Here is a 14,762-nt window from a genome sequence, read left to right on the forward strand (position 1 = left end):
AAACCCGCTCAGGCGGGTTTTTTTACGGGTGAAATCCGGAATCACCCGCCATCTCTGCTATCATCTGCCCCATATCGGCGCCCGCCACCGTGTTGCGCCGCCTTTTCATCTGCATAAAGAGTTATCGCCGTGAGCACTGTTTCCTTTTCTTCCCTGCCATTGCCAGCCGCACAGCTGGCCAACCTTGCTGAACTGGGGTATGCCGCCATGACCCCGGTGCAGGCCGCCGCGCTGCCTGCCATTTTGCAAGGGCAGGATGTCCGTGCCAAAGCGCAAACCGGCAGCGGCAAAACGGCGGCGTTTGGCATCGGCCTGTTGGATGGCATTAACGTTGCCCAGGTGGCGACCCAGGCGCTAGTCTTGTGCCCAACGCGTGAGCTGGCCGATCAGGTCAGCAAGGAACTGCGCCGCCTGGCGCGTTTCACCCAGAACGTTAAAATTCTGACGCTGTGCGGTGGTCAACCGATGGGCCCGCAGTTGGATTCGTTGGTGCATGCGCCGCATATCGTGGTTGGCACGCCAGGGCGGGTGCAGGAGCATTTGCGCAAAAAGACGCTGCTATTGGATGCGCTGAAGCTGCTGGTGCTGGACGAAGCCGATCGGATGCTGGATATGGGCTTTAGCGAAGCAATCGATGATGTGATCGGCTATACCCCCGCGCAACGCCAGACGCTGCTGTTTTCAGCCACCTATCCGGCGGAGATTGAGCAAATCAGCGCGCGCGTGCAGCGCAACCCGCTGGTGGTTGAAGTGGAAAACGCGCAGCAAGCCCCGGCCATTGCGCAACGTTTTTATGAAACCCGCCGCGAACAGCGCCCGGCGCTGTTGGTTGCCGCCATCCGCCATTATCAGCCTTCTTCCTGCGTGGTGTTCTGCAATACCAAGCGCGATTGCCAAAGCGTGTTCGAAGCGCTGGAAGCCCATGGTATCAGCGCGCTGGCGCTGCATGGCGATCTGGAACAGCGCGATCGCGATCAGGTGCTGGTGCGTTTTGCCAACCACAGTTGCCGCGTATTGGTGGCGACCGACGTTGCGGCACGCGGGCTGGATATCAAAGAGCTGGAGCTGGTGGTGAACTACGAGCTGGCATTCGATCCGCAGGTGCACGTGCATCGTGTCGGCCGTACCGGCCGCGCCGGCATGAGTGGGGCAGCGATCACCCTGTGCACGCCGCAGGAAATGCCGCGGGCGCATGCCCTGGAAGATTACCTGCAGATAACCTTGGATTGGGCGCCGGCGGCTGAACTGCACGGCGCGTCGGAAACCCCGCTGGAAGCGGAAATGGTGACGCTGTGTATTGACGGCGGACGCAAGGCAAAAATTCGCCCGGGGGATATTCTTGGCGCCCTCACCGGCGAAGCGGGGCTGACCGCCGCCGATGTCGGCAAAATTGATATGTTCCCGGTGCATGCCTATGTGGCTATTCGCCAGGCCAGCGCCCGCCGCGCGGTACAGCAGCTTAAACAGGGAAAAATCAAAGGCAAAAGCTGCAAGGTTCGGTTGCTAAAATAGCCTATGCCATCGGTAGCCGCTTGTATCCTGACGTGACTCCAATTATACTGTATATAAATACAGTATAATTATTTTGGGAGTACGCATATGGCAGTCGAAGTTAAATATGTGGTGGTCAGGAAGGGTGAAGAAAAGATGACTTTCGCAAGCAAGAAAGAGGCGGACGCCTACGACAAAATGCTGGATCTGGCCGATAACCTTGGTGAGCTGTTGCAACAGGCGCCGGTGGCGCTGGATGACGAGCAGCGCGAGGCGCTGAGCTTCTTCCTGGCAGAGCGCAAAGAGGCGATGGCTCAAATCCTGCGCGGTGCGCCGGCACAGGCCGCAGCTAAAAAAACCGGCAAAGCCGCTGCGGTAAAAGCGGCTGAAACGCTGCAGGCTAATGCTGCGGCGGAAAAACAGGCGGCGTAGTTATTAATGTTGCGGTAATGTAATGAAAAAGGGTCTAGAATGATGCGTGAAATAACCTTCTTCGGCCGTTTTGAAGCGGATATTCTGGCTGGCCGCAAGACGATCACCCTTCGGGACGCCAGTGAATCTCACTTTCAACCCGGTGAGGTTTTGCGTGTCAGCCGCTACGAAGACGGTGTGTTTTTTTGCCTGATAGAAGTGCTGTCCGTTACGCCGGTGCGCCTGGAAGCGCTGTCCGCGCAGCACGCTGAACAGGAGAACATGCCGCTCAATACGCTGAAGCAGGTTATCAAGGAGATCTATCCGGGAGTGGATGAACTGTTTGTCATTGCCTTTATCAAACGTTGATCCTATGCCAAACCTGCCATAATCGGTCTGCGCCTCCGGATAGCGTTAAGGGTAACCGGAGGGCATATGAATAAAACAGGGTTAGGGTTGGCTGCGGCACTGCTTGCCATGGTGGGTGTGGTTGCTACGGCGCAGGCGCAAGAGCAGGAACAGCGCACGGCCAAGATCGGGCAATGCGTCGGTTTAAAGGCCACCGATGCCAGCGCCCAGGTGAAACGTGATTTCTTGCAAAACCGTATCACGCGTTGGGAAAGCGATAAACGCCTGCTGGGCACGGCTACACCGGTCGCTTGGGTGAGCCAGGACGCCATCACCGGGAAAGGCGATGTTTGGCAGGTACCGTTGACCGTGCGTGGCACCAAGCTGGACAAAACTTACCAAGTTACGCTGGATTGCCAAACCGGCGACATCCGCTACAGTGAACCGCAATAGCGCGTGTATTTTCCGGCCTGCCGTCGGCAGGCCGGCATACTCCCACACAAGTTTTCATCTTCCATACGTTAATTGACATTCTATCCCCTAATCTGGTGGTTTAGCTGCCGGCCGCCTATGGGCGTGCCTGCCGCATGATGTTCCCACCAAAGAGGCAAAAGATGAAAAATAACTGGATGCAGCAAATTCAATCCCTGCTGGGGCAAAAGGCTGGCTCTGAAGGCATGGGTAAACTGCTGGCGCCGACTGCGCTGGGTGGCTTGGTTGGGGTGCTGTTGGCAAATAAGTCATCACGCAAACTGGTGGGTAAATTTGGTAAAAATGCCCTGATCATTGGCGGCAGCGCGGCAGTGGGCGCGGTATTGTGGAATAAATATAAGCAGCGCGTGAAAGAAGAACACCAGGGGGAGCCACAGTTCGGGATACAAAGCACCCCGGTTGATGCACGCGCCAAACGGCTGGTGCAGGCACTGGTGTTTGCCGCCAAGAGCGACGGCCATATCGATGCCGATGAAAAGCGCGCTATCGATCACAGCCTGGAGCAACTGCAGGTGGGCGAACAGGCGCAGGCCTGGGTGCAAGAAGCGATTGAACAACCGTTAAACCCGGAGCTGATCGCCCAAAGTATAAAAAATGAGGACGAAGCGCTGGAAGTTTACTACCTAAGCTGCATGGTGATCGACGTCGATCACTTTATGGAGCGCGGCTACTTGGATGCCCTGGCACAGGCGCTGAAGATCCCGGTGGATGTAAAACAGGGGATAGAAAGCGATGTTAATGAAAAAAAGCGTGAATTGACCTAGGCGCGCCGCTTGTTAAAGCAGTGAGAGTCGTGTCACCCTTACTGTAATATTTGTAAGCGGACGATGACGTAATGATGACACCCCCGAAGGCAGAGAAGCGCCCTTATCCCATTACCACCCACGGTGATACTCGCGTAGACGATTACTATTGGCTGCGCGATGATGACCGCGCGGACCCGCAGGTGTTGGATTATCTGCGGGCGGAAAATGCGTTTACCGAAGGCGCTTTACAGCCGCAGCAGGCGCTGCGGGAAACGCTGTATGGCGAAATGGTGGCGCGTATTCCGCAGCAGGAGCATTCCTTTCCCTATGTAAAGCGCAGTTTCCGTTACCAGACGCGCTACGAGCCAGGCAATGAATATGCGCTGTACGTGCGCCAGCCAGAGGTGGAGAGCGTGCAGTGGGATACCTTGATTGACGGTAACCAGCGTGCTGAAGGGCATGAGTTCTACACGCTGGGCGGCCTGGATATCAGCCCGGACAACCGCACACTGGCGGTAGCGGAAGATTTCCTTTCACGCCGCCAGTATGCCATCCGCTTCAAGAACCTGAACGATGCTTCGTGGGCGGACGAGGTGCTGGAAAACACCTCCGGCAGCAGCGAATGGGCGAATGATTCCGCGACGATCTACTACGTGCGTAAACATGCGACGACGCTGCTGCCTTATCAGGTTTATCGCCACGTCGTGGGCACCGATCCTAGCCAGGATCAACTGGTGTATGAAGAAACCGACGATACGTTCTACGTTAGCCTGGAAAAAACCACCTCTGAGCGGTTTATTCTGATCCACCTTAGCAGCACCACCACCTCGGAAATTCTGCTGCTAGATGCCGATGACGCCAACAGCGCACCGCAAATGTTCCTGCCGCGCCGCAAAGATCACGAATACGCGCTGGATCACTATCGTGGGCGCTTCTACATCCGCTCGAACAAGGACGGTAAGAATTTTGGCCTGTATCAGAGCGAGCAGGCGGATGAGACCCAGTGGCAAACGCTGATCGCCCCGCGAAGCGATGTGATGCTGGAGGGCTTCAACCTGTTCCGTGATTGGCTGGTGGTGGAAGAGCGCCAGGCTGGCCTGACGCAGTTGCGCCAGATCCACTGGCAAAGCGGGGAAGAAAAGCGCATAGCCTTTGACGATCCCACCTATGTGACGTGGCTAGCCTATAACCCGGAGCCTGAAACGGCGCTGCTGCGTTATGGCTATTCCTCTATGACCACGCCGACGACCCTGTATGAGCTGAATATGGATAGCGGCGAACGCCGCTTGCTCAAACAGCAGCAGGTGAACAACTTCACCCCGGAAAACTACCGCAGCGAGCGGGTGTGGGTGAAGGCGCGCGATGGCGTTGAGGTGCCGGTTTCTCTGGTTTACCGGGCCGATCTTTTTGCCAAACAGGCCAATCCGTTATTGGTTTACGGCTACGGCTCTTACGGCAGCAGTATGGATCCGGCATTCAGCGCCAGCCGCCTGAGCTTGCTGGATCGCGGGTTTGTTTTTGCCCTGGCGCATATTCGCGGCGGTGGTGAACTGGGCCAGCAGTGGTACGAAGACGGCAAGCTGTTCAACAAGATGAATACCTTCAACGACTTTATTGATGTGACCCAGGCTTTGGTGACGCAGGGATACGGTGACGCCCGGCGTGTATTCGCCATGGGCGGCAGCGCTGGCGGCTTGTTGATGGGCGCCGTGATTAACCAGGCGCCGCAGCTGTTCCACGGTGTGGTGGCGCAGGTGCCGTTTGTTGATGTGGTAACCACCATGCTGGATGAGAGCATTCCGCTCACCACCGGTGAGTACGACGAGTGGGGCAACCCGCAAGATAAGGCCTATTACGACTACATCAAACAATATAGCCCATACGATCAGGTGCAGGCTCAGGCGTATCCGCACCTGCTGGTGACCACCGGTTTGCATGATTCGCAGGTGCAATATTGGGAGCCGGCAAAGTGGGTGGCGAAGCTGCGCGAGCTGAAAACGGACGATCACCAATTGCTGCTATACACCGATATGGATGCGGGGCACGGCGGCAAGTCGGGGCGTTTTAAAGCGTATGAGGATATTGCGCTGGAATATGCGTTTATCCTGGCGCTGGCGGAATAGGGCGCATCAATGCCAGGCCGAATGTGATGGGGGCGGCGGTGTGAGACACTGCCGCCGCTGTTATCCAATCAGGTAGTATTTCAGGGTGTATTGCATGTCTGGGCTGAGATCGCTAATCGATTTCAGCATCCAGCGCAGATACCCCGGATCCTCTTGCGCGACGCGCTCAATATCATGCCCACGGTATTTGCCGAATTTGAATTTTTTCAGCAAGGTAGGCTGGGCCGTTATCTGCGACATCTGCGCCGGCGACCAGCCGGAATCTTGCATAATGCGCTGCAGCAGCGCAGCGGTCACGTAGCAATCATACAGGGCGCGGTGCGGGTAAAGCGTGGCGTCTTGCGGCAGTTGCACATTCAGGTTCAGCGCGTAGCGCAGATATTGGTTACTGTATTTGATGTCCGGGTATAGATTCCTGGCCAGCTTCATGGTGCAGATCCACTGGCCGTTCATTTCCGGCAGCACGCCGCGATCGAAAGCGGCGTTGTGCGCCACATAGTATTCACTGCCCTGATAGCGGCCAATGGCTACCGCAATGCGCGGTTTGCCGGCCACCATCTGTTCGGTAATGTGGTGGATTGCCATCGCTTCAATGCTGATTGGCCGGTCTGGGCTAACCAGATCGCTCATGGGGTTGGTCAGTTGCCCATCGATGATATCGACAGACGCCACTTCGACAATGCCCCCGCTTAGCCCGCAGGTTTCGGTATCTATTACGCGTAACGCCATATGTACTCCAGGGTGTCCGAAAGGCGAGCTTAACAGCTGGGCATACCCATGCCAATGCCCGGCAGATTGCCCGGCGAGCGTTACATCGGCAGCGGCGACGATGATCGGCGTTAGCCGCAGGGGATTTCAGGCAACAAAAAACCCGCCGAGGCGGGCTTAACTACGAATAGAAGAACGTTTACTTAATCATTCACCGGCAGGATGTGCTTTCTTCGCACGCTTGTCCGCGCGTTTTTCTGCCTGGGTCTTCAACGGCTTTTTCTTCGCATTTTTCTTGCTATCCATTCCCTTACTCATTTTGGCCTCTCTATTACCTATGGTGGGTAGATTGCTTATCTATTAACCCCCTAAAGGGGGCCGGATGCAAGCAGGAATGATCAAAAAAACCCAATGCACTGTTAAACCCGATAATTTTTTTTGGCGCTATGGCAAAAGCACGGGTTGGCGCAATAAACAGCCGGTGGGCGATTCATCTGCCAGGCGAGCGACAGCCATTGCGTTCATTTTAAGCAAACAGACGCTAACCGGCCGGCAGATATGCAGATTTCCCGGTTTTATCATTGACCTGCTCCGTTGCATGGGCTTTGATGAAGGCATGAGCCACACAGAGATGGAAGCGCCATGGAACAATTAAGAGGTTTGTATCCACCGTTAGCCGCATACGACAGCGGTTGGCTTGATACCGGGGATGGTCATCGCATTTACTGGGAACTGAGTGGTAACCCCAACGGCAAGCCGGCGGTATTTATCCACGGCGGGCCGGGGGGGGGCATTTCCCCGCGTCACCGCCAGCTGTTTGACCCCGAGCATTACAAGGTTCTGCTGTTCGATCAGCGTGGTTGTGGGCGTTCCCGGCCGCACGCCAGCCTGGAGAATAACACCACCTGGCACCTGGTGGCCGACATTGAACGCTTGCGTGAGATGGCGGGCGTTGAACAGTGGCTGGTTTTTGGTGGATCCTGGGGCTCTACGCTGGCGCTGGCCTATGCGCAAACCCATCCGCAGCGCGTGAGTGAAATGGTGTTGCGCGGCATCTTTACGCTGCGCAAGCAGGAATTAAGCTGGTATTACCAGGATGGCGCTTCGCGCTTCTTCCCGGACAAATGGGCGCGCGTGCTTTCGATCCTGTCTGACGACGAACGCAAAGACGTGATCGCCGCTTACCGGCGGCGGCTGACCTCGCCGGATCTGCAGGTGCAACTGGAAGCGGCGAAACTGTGGAGCGTATGGGAAGGGGAGACGGTGACGCTGTTGCCAAGCGCCGAGTCTGATTCGTTCAGCGAGGACGATTTTGCGCTGGCGTTTGCGCGCATTGAGAACCACTACTTTACCCATCTGGGATTTCTGGAAACGGACGATCAACTGCTGCGCAACGTTCCCCGCATTCGCCATATCCCGGCGGTGATCATCCATGGCCGCTATGATATGGCTTGCCAGTTACAAAACGCCTGGGATCTGGCGCAGGCCTGGCCTGAAGCGGAGCTAAAAATCGTGGAAGGGGCCGGGCACTCCTTTGATGAGCCCGGGATTCTGCACCAACTGATGTTAGCGACCGATCGTTTTGCCGGCAAGTAGCACGCCGCCATAGCCTGCCTTGGTGGGCAGGCTTAGCTTATTTAGTTTTTGGTTCGTAGGGCAACTGTGAGAATTTGTGCGACTGCGCCCGGTAGTGGGCCACGCGCTCACGAAAGTAATCCCGCAGGTGTTCGGGCTGTTCCCGTTCAACCATTTCCGGGATCACCGGCATGTTATAGCGCTCTTTGAACGCCACACCTGAAGCCGCTAAATCAACGTTGACCTTGTCCATCTCTTCTTTAGACAGTTCCGCCAGGTTGTAACCCATTCTGTTCTCCTTACCGCTAATGCCACCATCAGCGCTGAAAGGTAATCCAGCCGAATCCGCTTGGCAAGTACCACGTTATCGCGCAATAGCCGTTTCGAATGCCTGCACCTGCGGCTCGACGTATGAAGGGTATAGCGCTGTAAATTGCCGCCCATACCAAAACAGGCAATGAAATTTGTTTATTTATTGAAATGGGAATCATTATTATCTTATTTTTTAAATAAGTGATAATAATTATTATAAGCGTTAATTTGTGGTGGAAATTTATTTTTATCTCATTGAATTATTTTGATTTTATTTTTAATGATTAACCTTGTGAATAAGGTGTTTTTATTTTGTTTTTTACAGTGCATAATGTGCCGAAATTAAGTTTTCTGCCTGCCGAAAATTAAAATAGGAATAATTATGTTAACGCAAGAAATGGTAAAAAAACTGAATGAGCAACTCAATCTGGAGTTCTATTCAGCCAATCTGTACCTGCAGATGAGCGCCTGGTGCAGCGACAAAGGGTTTGAAGGGGCAGCCGCATTTCTGAAAACCCATTCTCAGGAAGAAATGCAGCATATGCAGCGCCTGTTCGATTACCTGAGCGATACCGGGGCTCTGCCGTTGTTGGGCAGCATTGCCGCGCCGCCGGTTGAGTTTGCTTCGCTGGAAGACGTATTCAAGCAAACCTATGAGCATGAACAGCTGATTACCCGCCAGATCAATGAGCTGGCGCATGTTGCAATGACCACCCACGATTATTCCACCTTCAACTTCCTGCAATGGTACGTTGCCGAGCAGCATGAAGAAGAAAAACTGTTCAAATCCGTGCTGGATAAACTGGCGCTGGTGGGCACCAGCGGTAAAGCGCTGTTCTTCGTTGACAAGGATCTCAAACAGATGGGTGCGGCCGGCGCGAGCAGCAACGGCCAAGTGTGATCGCCTGAAGTATGGGCAGCACAGCCTTCTGTTGAAACGCACCCCATTCGGGGTGCGTTTTTTGTTGGTGCGCGTTGAGCGGCGCGCTTCCTGCCTCTTGCAATGTTTAAGGGGATAGGATTATTTCCCTGGTTTTATTGTGGTTATGCAGCGAGAAATGCGGTCTGCGGCGTTGATGCCAGTGATGTGCTCGACTCGCCCCATTATCACCGTTATGATTTGGCCCGATACGCTACAGGGATGGTATTGGTCAACTTAGTGAACCCGTCAACACCTTCCTTTACTCGTGGCGCAATTATTGCGGTGGGTTAAGGCCTTCGTCTGCCATCTGGCTTTACCCCTTGTTGCCTTCATTTGATTAAAGGGATAACACCATTGTGATCGCTAAACTCCGTTCATCTTCTCGTTTGTTTCCCGCGCTGGTTGTTTTACTCGCTGGCTTATTTTCCCAGCAGGTATTGGCGCATGCGCATCTTAAAGCTGCGACTCCGGCTGCCGATGCCACTGTCAGCGCAGCGCCAGGCGAGCTGGAACTGCAGTTTTCTGAAGGGATTGAGCCCAACTTCAGCGGCATTAACATCACCCGTGCCGATAATGCCGCAGTAAAAACCGGCAAATTGAAACTGGGTGAGAGTAAAACCCAGGTGAGCGTGCCGATTGATGAGCAGCTCACCGCCGGCAACTACCACGTTTCCTGGCACGTTGTCTCGGTTGATGGCCATAAAACCAAAGGCCAATACAGCTTTACTGTAAAATAACCGATGGGTTTGGCGGCTCTGTTCGTCCTGTGTCGCTTTGTGCACTTTGCGGCGGTGATGCTGATGTTTGGCACCAGTATATTCACCGCCATATTAGCGCCGCAGCGCTTTTCGCAACGGCTTACCCCTGATGTGCGCCCGTTGCTGGTGGCTTCTGTCTGGGCTGGAGCGCTTTCCGCCGCCTGTATGTTGGCTATCCAGGCGGGCCTGATGGGCGATGGCTGGATGGATGTCTGGCAACCGAGCGTTTGGCTGGCAGTGCTCTCGACCTCTTTCGGCAAGGTTTGGTGCTGGCACCTTGGGCTGGCGGCGTTATCCCTCTTGGCGTTGTTGTTGCCGCCTGTTCGCGGTGCGCAGATCGGTGCGTTGCTTGCCGTTCTGCTGCTGGTGAGCCTGGCATTTATCGGCCATGCGGTGATGCATGATGGCGTGCTGGGTGCAGCACACCGTATTAACCATGCGCTGCACCTGTTGGCAGCGGGCTACTGGTTCGGCTGTTTGCTGCCGCTGCTGTTGTGCCTGCGTTATCTGCATCAGCCGCTTTGGCGTTATGACGCTATCCATGTGTTGATCCGTTTTTCCCGCTGGGGCCATTTGGCCGTGGCGTTGGTTATCCTCACCGGTATCGTCAACGGGCTGTTGATCACCGGCCATTGGCCGCTGAACCCGGATTCAACCTACCAGCGCCTGCTGCTATTTAAGGCGGCAGCCGTGGCGGGGATGGTTGCGATTGCCGCAGGCAACCGCTATGCCCTGGTGCCGTTAATGAAGCGCGACCCCGCGCTGGCGTTGCGTGGGTTGGTATGGGGTTGCTGGGCGGAAGTGGCATTGGGGGCTGTGGCGCTGATGCTGGTCAGTGTGTTTGCCACCTATTCACCGCGGTGACATTACGCCTTGCCCGCTACCGTGGATTACGGGAAAATCAACGAAATAGTAAATCAAATTAGGGTCATAAAATGAAACGAGCATTACTCGGTTTCGCGTTGCTGGCAGCGACCAACGCCGCGTTGGCGGCCGGTGGGCTAGTCAATGTGACTAAGCTGGAATACGGCAAACAGTGGGCATTTACTCGGGAAGAGGTGACGCTGCAGTGCCGGAAAGATGGCGCGCTGTTTGTGCTGAACAACAGCACGCTGATGCAATATCCGCTAAATGATATCGCCCAGGCCCAGGTAAAAGCAGGCCAGCAACGTGCCCAGCCGCTGGATGTGATCCTGCTCGATGATGCCAACAACCCTGGCCACAAGATGAGTACAGAAGCGTTCCGTGAGCGTGCGCAGCAGCTGTGCGCCCACTGATCTTTTTCGGAAAGAAAGGGTTATGGCTGGGGGCCGCCGTTGCCGGTGAAAACCAGGTGTTTGATTTCTACGGTAAACTATCACGCACCGTGCGCCACGCTGGCAAAAATAGCGGCTTGGGCTACGCTTAAAGTGCATGGCTGAATAAGCCCTGCATTAAATGCCAACTTTTAGCGCACGGCTCTCTCCCAAGAGCCATTTCCCTAGACCGAATATAGGAATCGTATTCGGTCTTTTTTTTATTTTTTGATTTTAATTGTTTTTTTGGAATTAACTCGAATTTTGATATTCAGTCTTTTACAGTATCACGTACTCTTTTTTCCACGTATCGAGATACTTGTCAGTCATCTTCTCTGATTTATGCCCCAATAGTTTCCGTGCAAACTCCTTTCCTTCCTCCTTTTCATACAGTCGTCCTGATAACCACGGATCCCGTGGAATGTCGGTAGGCTATTCTGGAACGCGATCCCGGCGCTTTTCGTGCGGTGACAGATTTTTTCGTGATCCTATCGGGATGCTGAGCGCCGTTCGGGCTGTTTTCCTGATGCCAGCGCTGATCATAAAGTCTGTCGTGTTGGCCAGACGGCGGCGATCTGTCACGGTGCCAGGCCGGAGGCTACGGCTTTCAGTTCCAGAGCCAGGGGAGGGAATGAAATACATGACGCCACTATAGGAAATGCTATCAAGCTAATTATTGAATATGACACAGCGCTGTTTTTTGTTAATTCCTATTAAAAATAATATTCAGAAAATAGAGATTAGGATGCGATGTATATTTTAAATTAGCAAGGTAAGTGAAACTGATATACAAATTATCGCATTAATTATCACCTAAAATTACTATTTTGTCTTTTATGATAAAAAGTTTTCTTTGAATGATTTTTTTACTGTTTTTCTTATTTGTACTCTTTGTGATTAATTGTGTAGAATTGTCAGGTGATATAGTTCAAATGGTTGGATTGGCTTGCAGTCTAATTGTAATCATCAGTGCAGTCGTGAAGCTAATTGTGTCACTTATATTGCATTATTCGTGGTGTATTAACTTATGATTGATTTCACATCTTTGTTTTGGGGGCAGTAAGATCGGCATGTCAGCTTAGTACCAAAAGTGGACGTTGCTACAACGGCTTGTCATATTCGGAATCAGGGGGTAACAATAACGAATGGCCGCTTCTCGCTCACAGCGGACCTGACGACCTTGTTTTTTGTCCGCTGCGTGCCAGAAGCGGATGTTGCTTAGTAGCTTGCTTTATAGGTAATTATCTGGCGTTGTGCTGTAAACAATATTTACAAATGCCGTTCTGACGCAGACGTCTGTAATGATTAAATCGTAAAATTCTTTCGTCAATGTAGAAAGCGTTCAAACATTCTCACTCCATGTTTTGGCAGGGATTTGATGTCGACCGTGCGGGTACTGTTATAGACTGGAGTGACTGTAACCCGCCCGCGCCTACGCCGATTATCAAAACCCCGAAAACGGATGAGCGCATCTGCGCTATGCGCTCAAAAAAATCATCCGCACCGCGAGGCGCAAAAAGGAAGCCGTACACCTCCGTAAAGAACGCACTATGTGAAAAATTAGATGCTGATGTGGATTATTTTAGGCTAATATGCAAAAATCAAAATCTTAATTTATGGGAAATGAATCTATCAGTGGTGGAATAGGTAAAAAGGTGCTAGGCCTTCATTAAATAAATCACAGATAGATACAGGAATAAGTAGAGCAACTTACTTTCGACGAAAGAGGATATAAAATCATGGCTGGCGTAAGAGAAATAACCATTTCTGGAATAAAGAAAAGATTACTATCAAGGTATGGTGAATACATTAACATGGATAATGTTGGTGGAAGCGAAGAATCAAAAGAGATAGTCAAGGTTTCTAGAGCAATAGCCGCGCTAGCTGTAAATATTTTTAACCCAGAGTTAAGTGAGGTTGTTTGTTCAGAATCGGTATGCGATGGCAGCGATGATAGATGTATAGATGCTGTTTATGTAAATCATGATAAGAAACAAGTAACAATAGTCCAGTCAAAATTCGATCAGTCTGGGAATGGTTCAATATCTAGGCAAGATATGGCGGATTATTTAACATCATGCAGAGATGTATTGATGGAAGAATATAACCTTTTCAACGATAGATTTAATAGATTTTCAGAATCGCTAGAAGTTGCTTATGACAACTCCTACAAGTATTTTTTTGTTTTTGCTTATAGCGGTAGAGATGAGTTATCAGAAGATGTTAAAAGGCAAATTGAACAAAGAAAGAAAGAATTCAATTTTGACCTTGATGGTGATTACATAGAAATACAGACACTATCTTTAAGCAAAATAAAAGATTACTTGAGCAGAAGATCACTTGGAAATATCAATATAAATGATGTCGAGATTTTCCAGTATGGGGTGACAGAGGAGCCATTGAAAGCTGTTCATGGGCTGATTACTGGTGATCAGGTCGCTAGTTGGTGGGAAGACTATGGTGATCTTCTTTTAGAAGATAATATTCGAGGTGGGTTAGGCGAAGTATCTGATGTCAACCAAGGAATAAAAAAAACACTTATTGATAACCCTGAGATGTTCTACTACTTTAATAATGGAGTCACTATACTAGTTAACACTATCACTCCGAAAATGAGGAATGGTAAAACGAGAAGAGAAAACGGTGGTTTTGACCTAGTTAATGTTAATGTTATTAACGGTGCTCAAACCATTAGTACAATTGGGAAAGCCTATCTATCTGGTGAAGTTACCATGGATCAACTGGCTGAAGTTAAATTGCCATGCCGTTTTATCAAAGTTGAAGACTATGGCAGCCAAGATGGCGGCGGATTAGATGTCGCGCTGTCAATAACCATAGCCAACAATAGTCAGAATAAAGTTACAGCTAGAGACTTTATTTCAAAGGACCCATTCCAAATAGAGTTGAAAAGATCATTTTCTTTTGAGGAACCCTACGTTTACGAAATAAAGAGAAGCGAGCAAGATTCAAATAAGTCTCCTGGCGTTAATGTTATAACAATAGAAGATGCACTTTCATCATTAGTTTGTAACTTAAATTCACCTCGATATATGGCCTTATTGAAATCAAATCGAGGAAGGTTTTTTGAGTCTATAACCAGTCCAGTATATAAGGCTGTTTTTAATCCTAGTGTTCATTGTGTGATGCTAATCAATACAGTTAATTTTTTTCGATCTGCGAATGAAGCTCTTAATTACATGGAAAAAAATAGAAAAACGAAGCGCGATGAAAAGATAGTTATTCATGGGAAATACATTTTCATCTCTTTAGTTATGAATAAATATCGGAGTTTAATCGAGAGGAACGCAGTTGTTCCTGTTGATGATATCCCCGACCTAAAGCCATATATAAACGAGACTTTCAAGAAAATCAAGGCACACATAGACGAACATTACGCTACTAGTCACATGCCTCGTTTTTTCGAAAATCAAAGTAAAGTTAAAGAGGTCATGGTTCTCTAAGTCTCACCTTTAGACTAAACAACCTATATCAAGTAGCAGCCCTCTCTGGCAGAGGGCTTTTACTTGCCATAATCACACACAGACGTGCTGTACTTCTCTTTAATTAAGCCTTTATACAGC

The 14,762-nt window shown here is 51.3% G+C and carries 16 protein-coding genes; 14 read left to right on the top strand and 2 right to left on the bottom strand.

What is annotated here, in order from left to right; genetic code table 11:
- Positions 1–129 precede the first annotated feature (129 nt).
- The 6 genes from dbpA (at position 130) to ACN28Q_RS23010 (ending at position 5,611) form a co-directional block, all read left to right on the top strand.
- Positions 130–1,512, top strand: a complete 1,383-nt coding sequence (gene dbpA / locus ACN28Q_RS22985) for an ATP-dependent RNA helicase DbpA (protein WP_095848458.1) — start codon at positions 130–132, stop codon at positions 1,510–1,512.
- Positions 1,513–1,599: 87 nt separating this feature from the next.
- Positions 1,600–1,923, top strand: coding sequence for a YebG family protein (locus tag ACN28Q_RS22990; protein ID WP_095848459.1), 324 nt, complete (start codon positions 1,600–1,602; stop codon positions 1,921–1,923).
- A gap of 39 nt (positions 1,924–1,962) precedes the next feature.
- Entirely contained in the window at positions 1,963–2,271 is a 309-nt protein-coding gene (gene yqfB, locus ACN28Q_RS22995) for a N(4)-acetylcytidine aminohydrolase (protein WP_095848460.1), read from the top strand.
- A 66-nt stretch (positions 2,272–2,337) separates the two neighbouring features.
- Positions 2,338–2,703, top strand: a complete 366-nt coding sequence (yebF, locus tag ACN28Q_RS23000; RefSeq protein WP_095848461.1) for a protein YebF — start codon at positions 2,338–2,340, stop codon at positions 2,701–2,703.
- A 161-nt stretch (positions 2,704–2,864) separates the two neighbouring features.
- The gene (locus tag ACN28Q_RS23005; protein ID WP_095848462.1) at positions 2,865–3,506 is read left to right on the top strand and encodes a tellurite resistance TerB family protein; all 642 of its coding nucleotides are present in this window, start codon (positions 2,865–2,867) and stop codon (positions 3,504–3,506) included.
- A 71-nt stretch (positions 3,507–3,577) separates the two neighbouring features.
- Positions 3,578–5,611, top strand: a complete 2,034-nt coding sequence (locus tag ACN28Q_RS23010) for a S9 family peptidase (RefSeq protein WP_095848463.1) — start codon at positions 3,578–3,580, stop codon at positions 5,609–5,611.
- 60 nt (positions 5,612–5,671) lie between these two features.
- On the opposite strand, the gene exoX is transcribed toward ACN28Q_RS23010, so the two are convergent.
- A complete protein-coding gene (exoX, locus tag ACN28Q_RS23015) occupies positions 5,672–6,340 on the bottom strand; it encodes an exodeoxyribonuclease X (protein ID WP_095848464.1) in 669 nt (222 codons plus the stop codon).
- A 361-nt stretch (positions 6,341–6,701) separates the two neighbouring features.
- Here exoX and ACN28Q_RS23020 point away from each other — a divergent pair, with 361 nt between their 5' ends.
- Both ACN28Q_RS23020 and pip read left to right on the top strand, forming a co-directional pair.
- Positions 6,702–6,974 carry a hypothetical protein gene (locus ACN28Q_RS23020; protein ID WP_121525669.1) on the top strand — a complete coding sequence of 91 codons (273 nt, stop codon included), beginning with the start codon at positions 6,702–6,704 and terminating at the stop codon, positions 6,972–6,974.
- Complete coding sequence (pip, locus tag ACN28Q_RS23025; protein ID WP_095848466.1) at positions 6,962–7,915, top strand: prolyl aminopeptidase; 954 nt, start codon at positions 6,962–6,964, stop codon at positions 7,913–7,915. The genes ACN28Q_RS23020 and pip overlap by 13 nt, the downstream gene beginning before the upstream one ends.
- Before the next feature lie 37 nt (positions 7,916–7,952).
- Here pip and ACN28Q_RS23030 read toward each other — a convergent pair whose 3' ends face one another.
- Positions 7,953–8,183: a DNA polymerase III subunit theta gene (locus ACN28Q_RS23030; RefSeq protein WP_095848467.1), complete on the bottom strand. Its 231-nt coding sequence runs from the start codon at positions 8,181–8,183 to the stop codon at positions 7,953–7,955.
- Between the two features lie 405 nt (positions 8,184–8,588).
- Between ACN28Q_RS23030 and ftnA the strand changes: the two genes are divergently transcribed.
- The 6 genes from ftnA (at position 8,589) to ACN28Q_RS23060 (ending at position 14,642) form a co-directional block, all read left to right on the top strand.
- Complete coding sequence (gene ftnA / locus ACN28Q_RS23035) at positions 8,589–9,107, top strand: non-heme ferritin (protein ID WP_095848468.1); 519 nt, start codon at positions 8,589–8,591, stop codon at positions 9,105–9,107.
- A 374-nt stretch (positions 9,108–9,481) separates the two neighbouring features.
- Positions 9,482–9,865 (top strand): copper homeostasis periplasmic binding protein CopC, encoded by a 384-nt coding sequence (copC, locus tag ACN28Q_RS23040; RefSeq protein WP_095848469.1) that lies wholly within the window; start codon positions 9,482–9,484, stop codon positions 9,863–9,865.
- 3 nt (positions 9,866–9,868) lie between these two features.
- Entirely contained in the window at positions 9,869–10,750 is an 882-nt protein-coding gene (gene copD / locus ACN28Q_RS23045) for a copper homeostasis membrane protein CopD (RefSeq protein WP_095848470.1), read from the top strand.
- 71 nt (positions 10,751–10,821) lie between these two features.
- Positions 10,822–11,163, top strand: a complete 342-nt coding sequence (locus ACN28Q_RS23050) for a YebY family protein (RefSeq protein ID WP_095848471.1) — start codon at positions 10,822–10,824, stop codon at positions 11,161–11,163.
- Positions 11,164–12,540: 1,377 nt separating this feature from the next.
- Positions 12,541–12,828, top strand: coding sequence for a replication initiation protein (locus tag ACN28Q_RS23055; RefSeq protein WP_095848472.1), 288 nt, complete (start codon positions 12,541–12,543; stop codon positions 12,826–12,828).
- 92 nt (positions 12,829–12,920) lie between these two features.
- Positions 12,921–14,642, top strand: a complete 1,722-nt coding sequence (locus ACN28Q_RS23060; RefSeq protein WP_095848473.1) for an AIPR family protein — start codon at positions 12,921–12,923, stop codon at positions 14,640–14,642.
- Positions 14,643–14,762: the final 120 nt, after the last annotated feature.

The organism is Gibbsiella quercinecans, from assembly GCF_002291425.1.
Classification (GTDB): Bacteria; Pseudomonadota; Gammaproteobacteria; order Enterobacterales; family Enterobacteriaceae; genus Gibbsiella; species Gibbsiella quercinecans.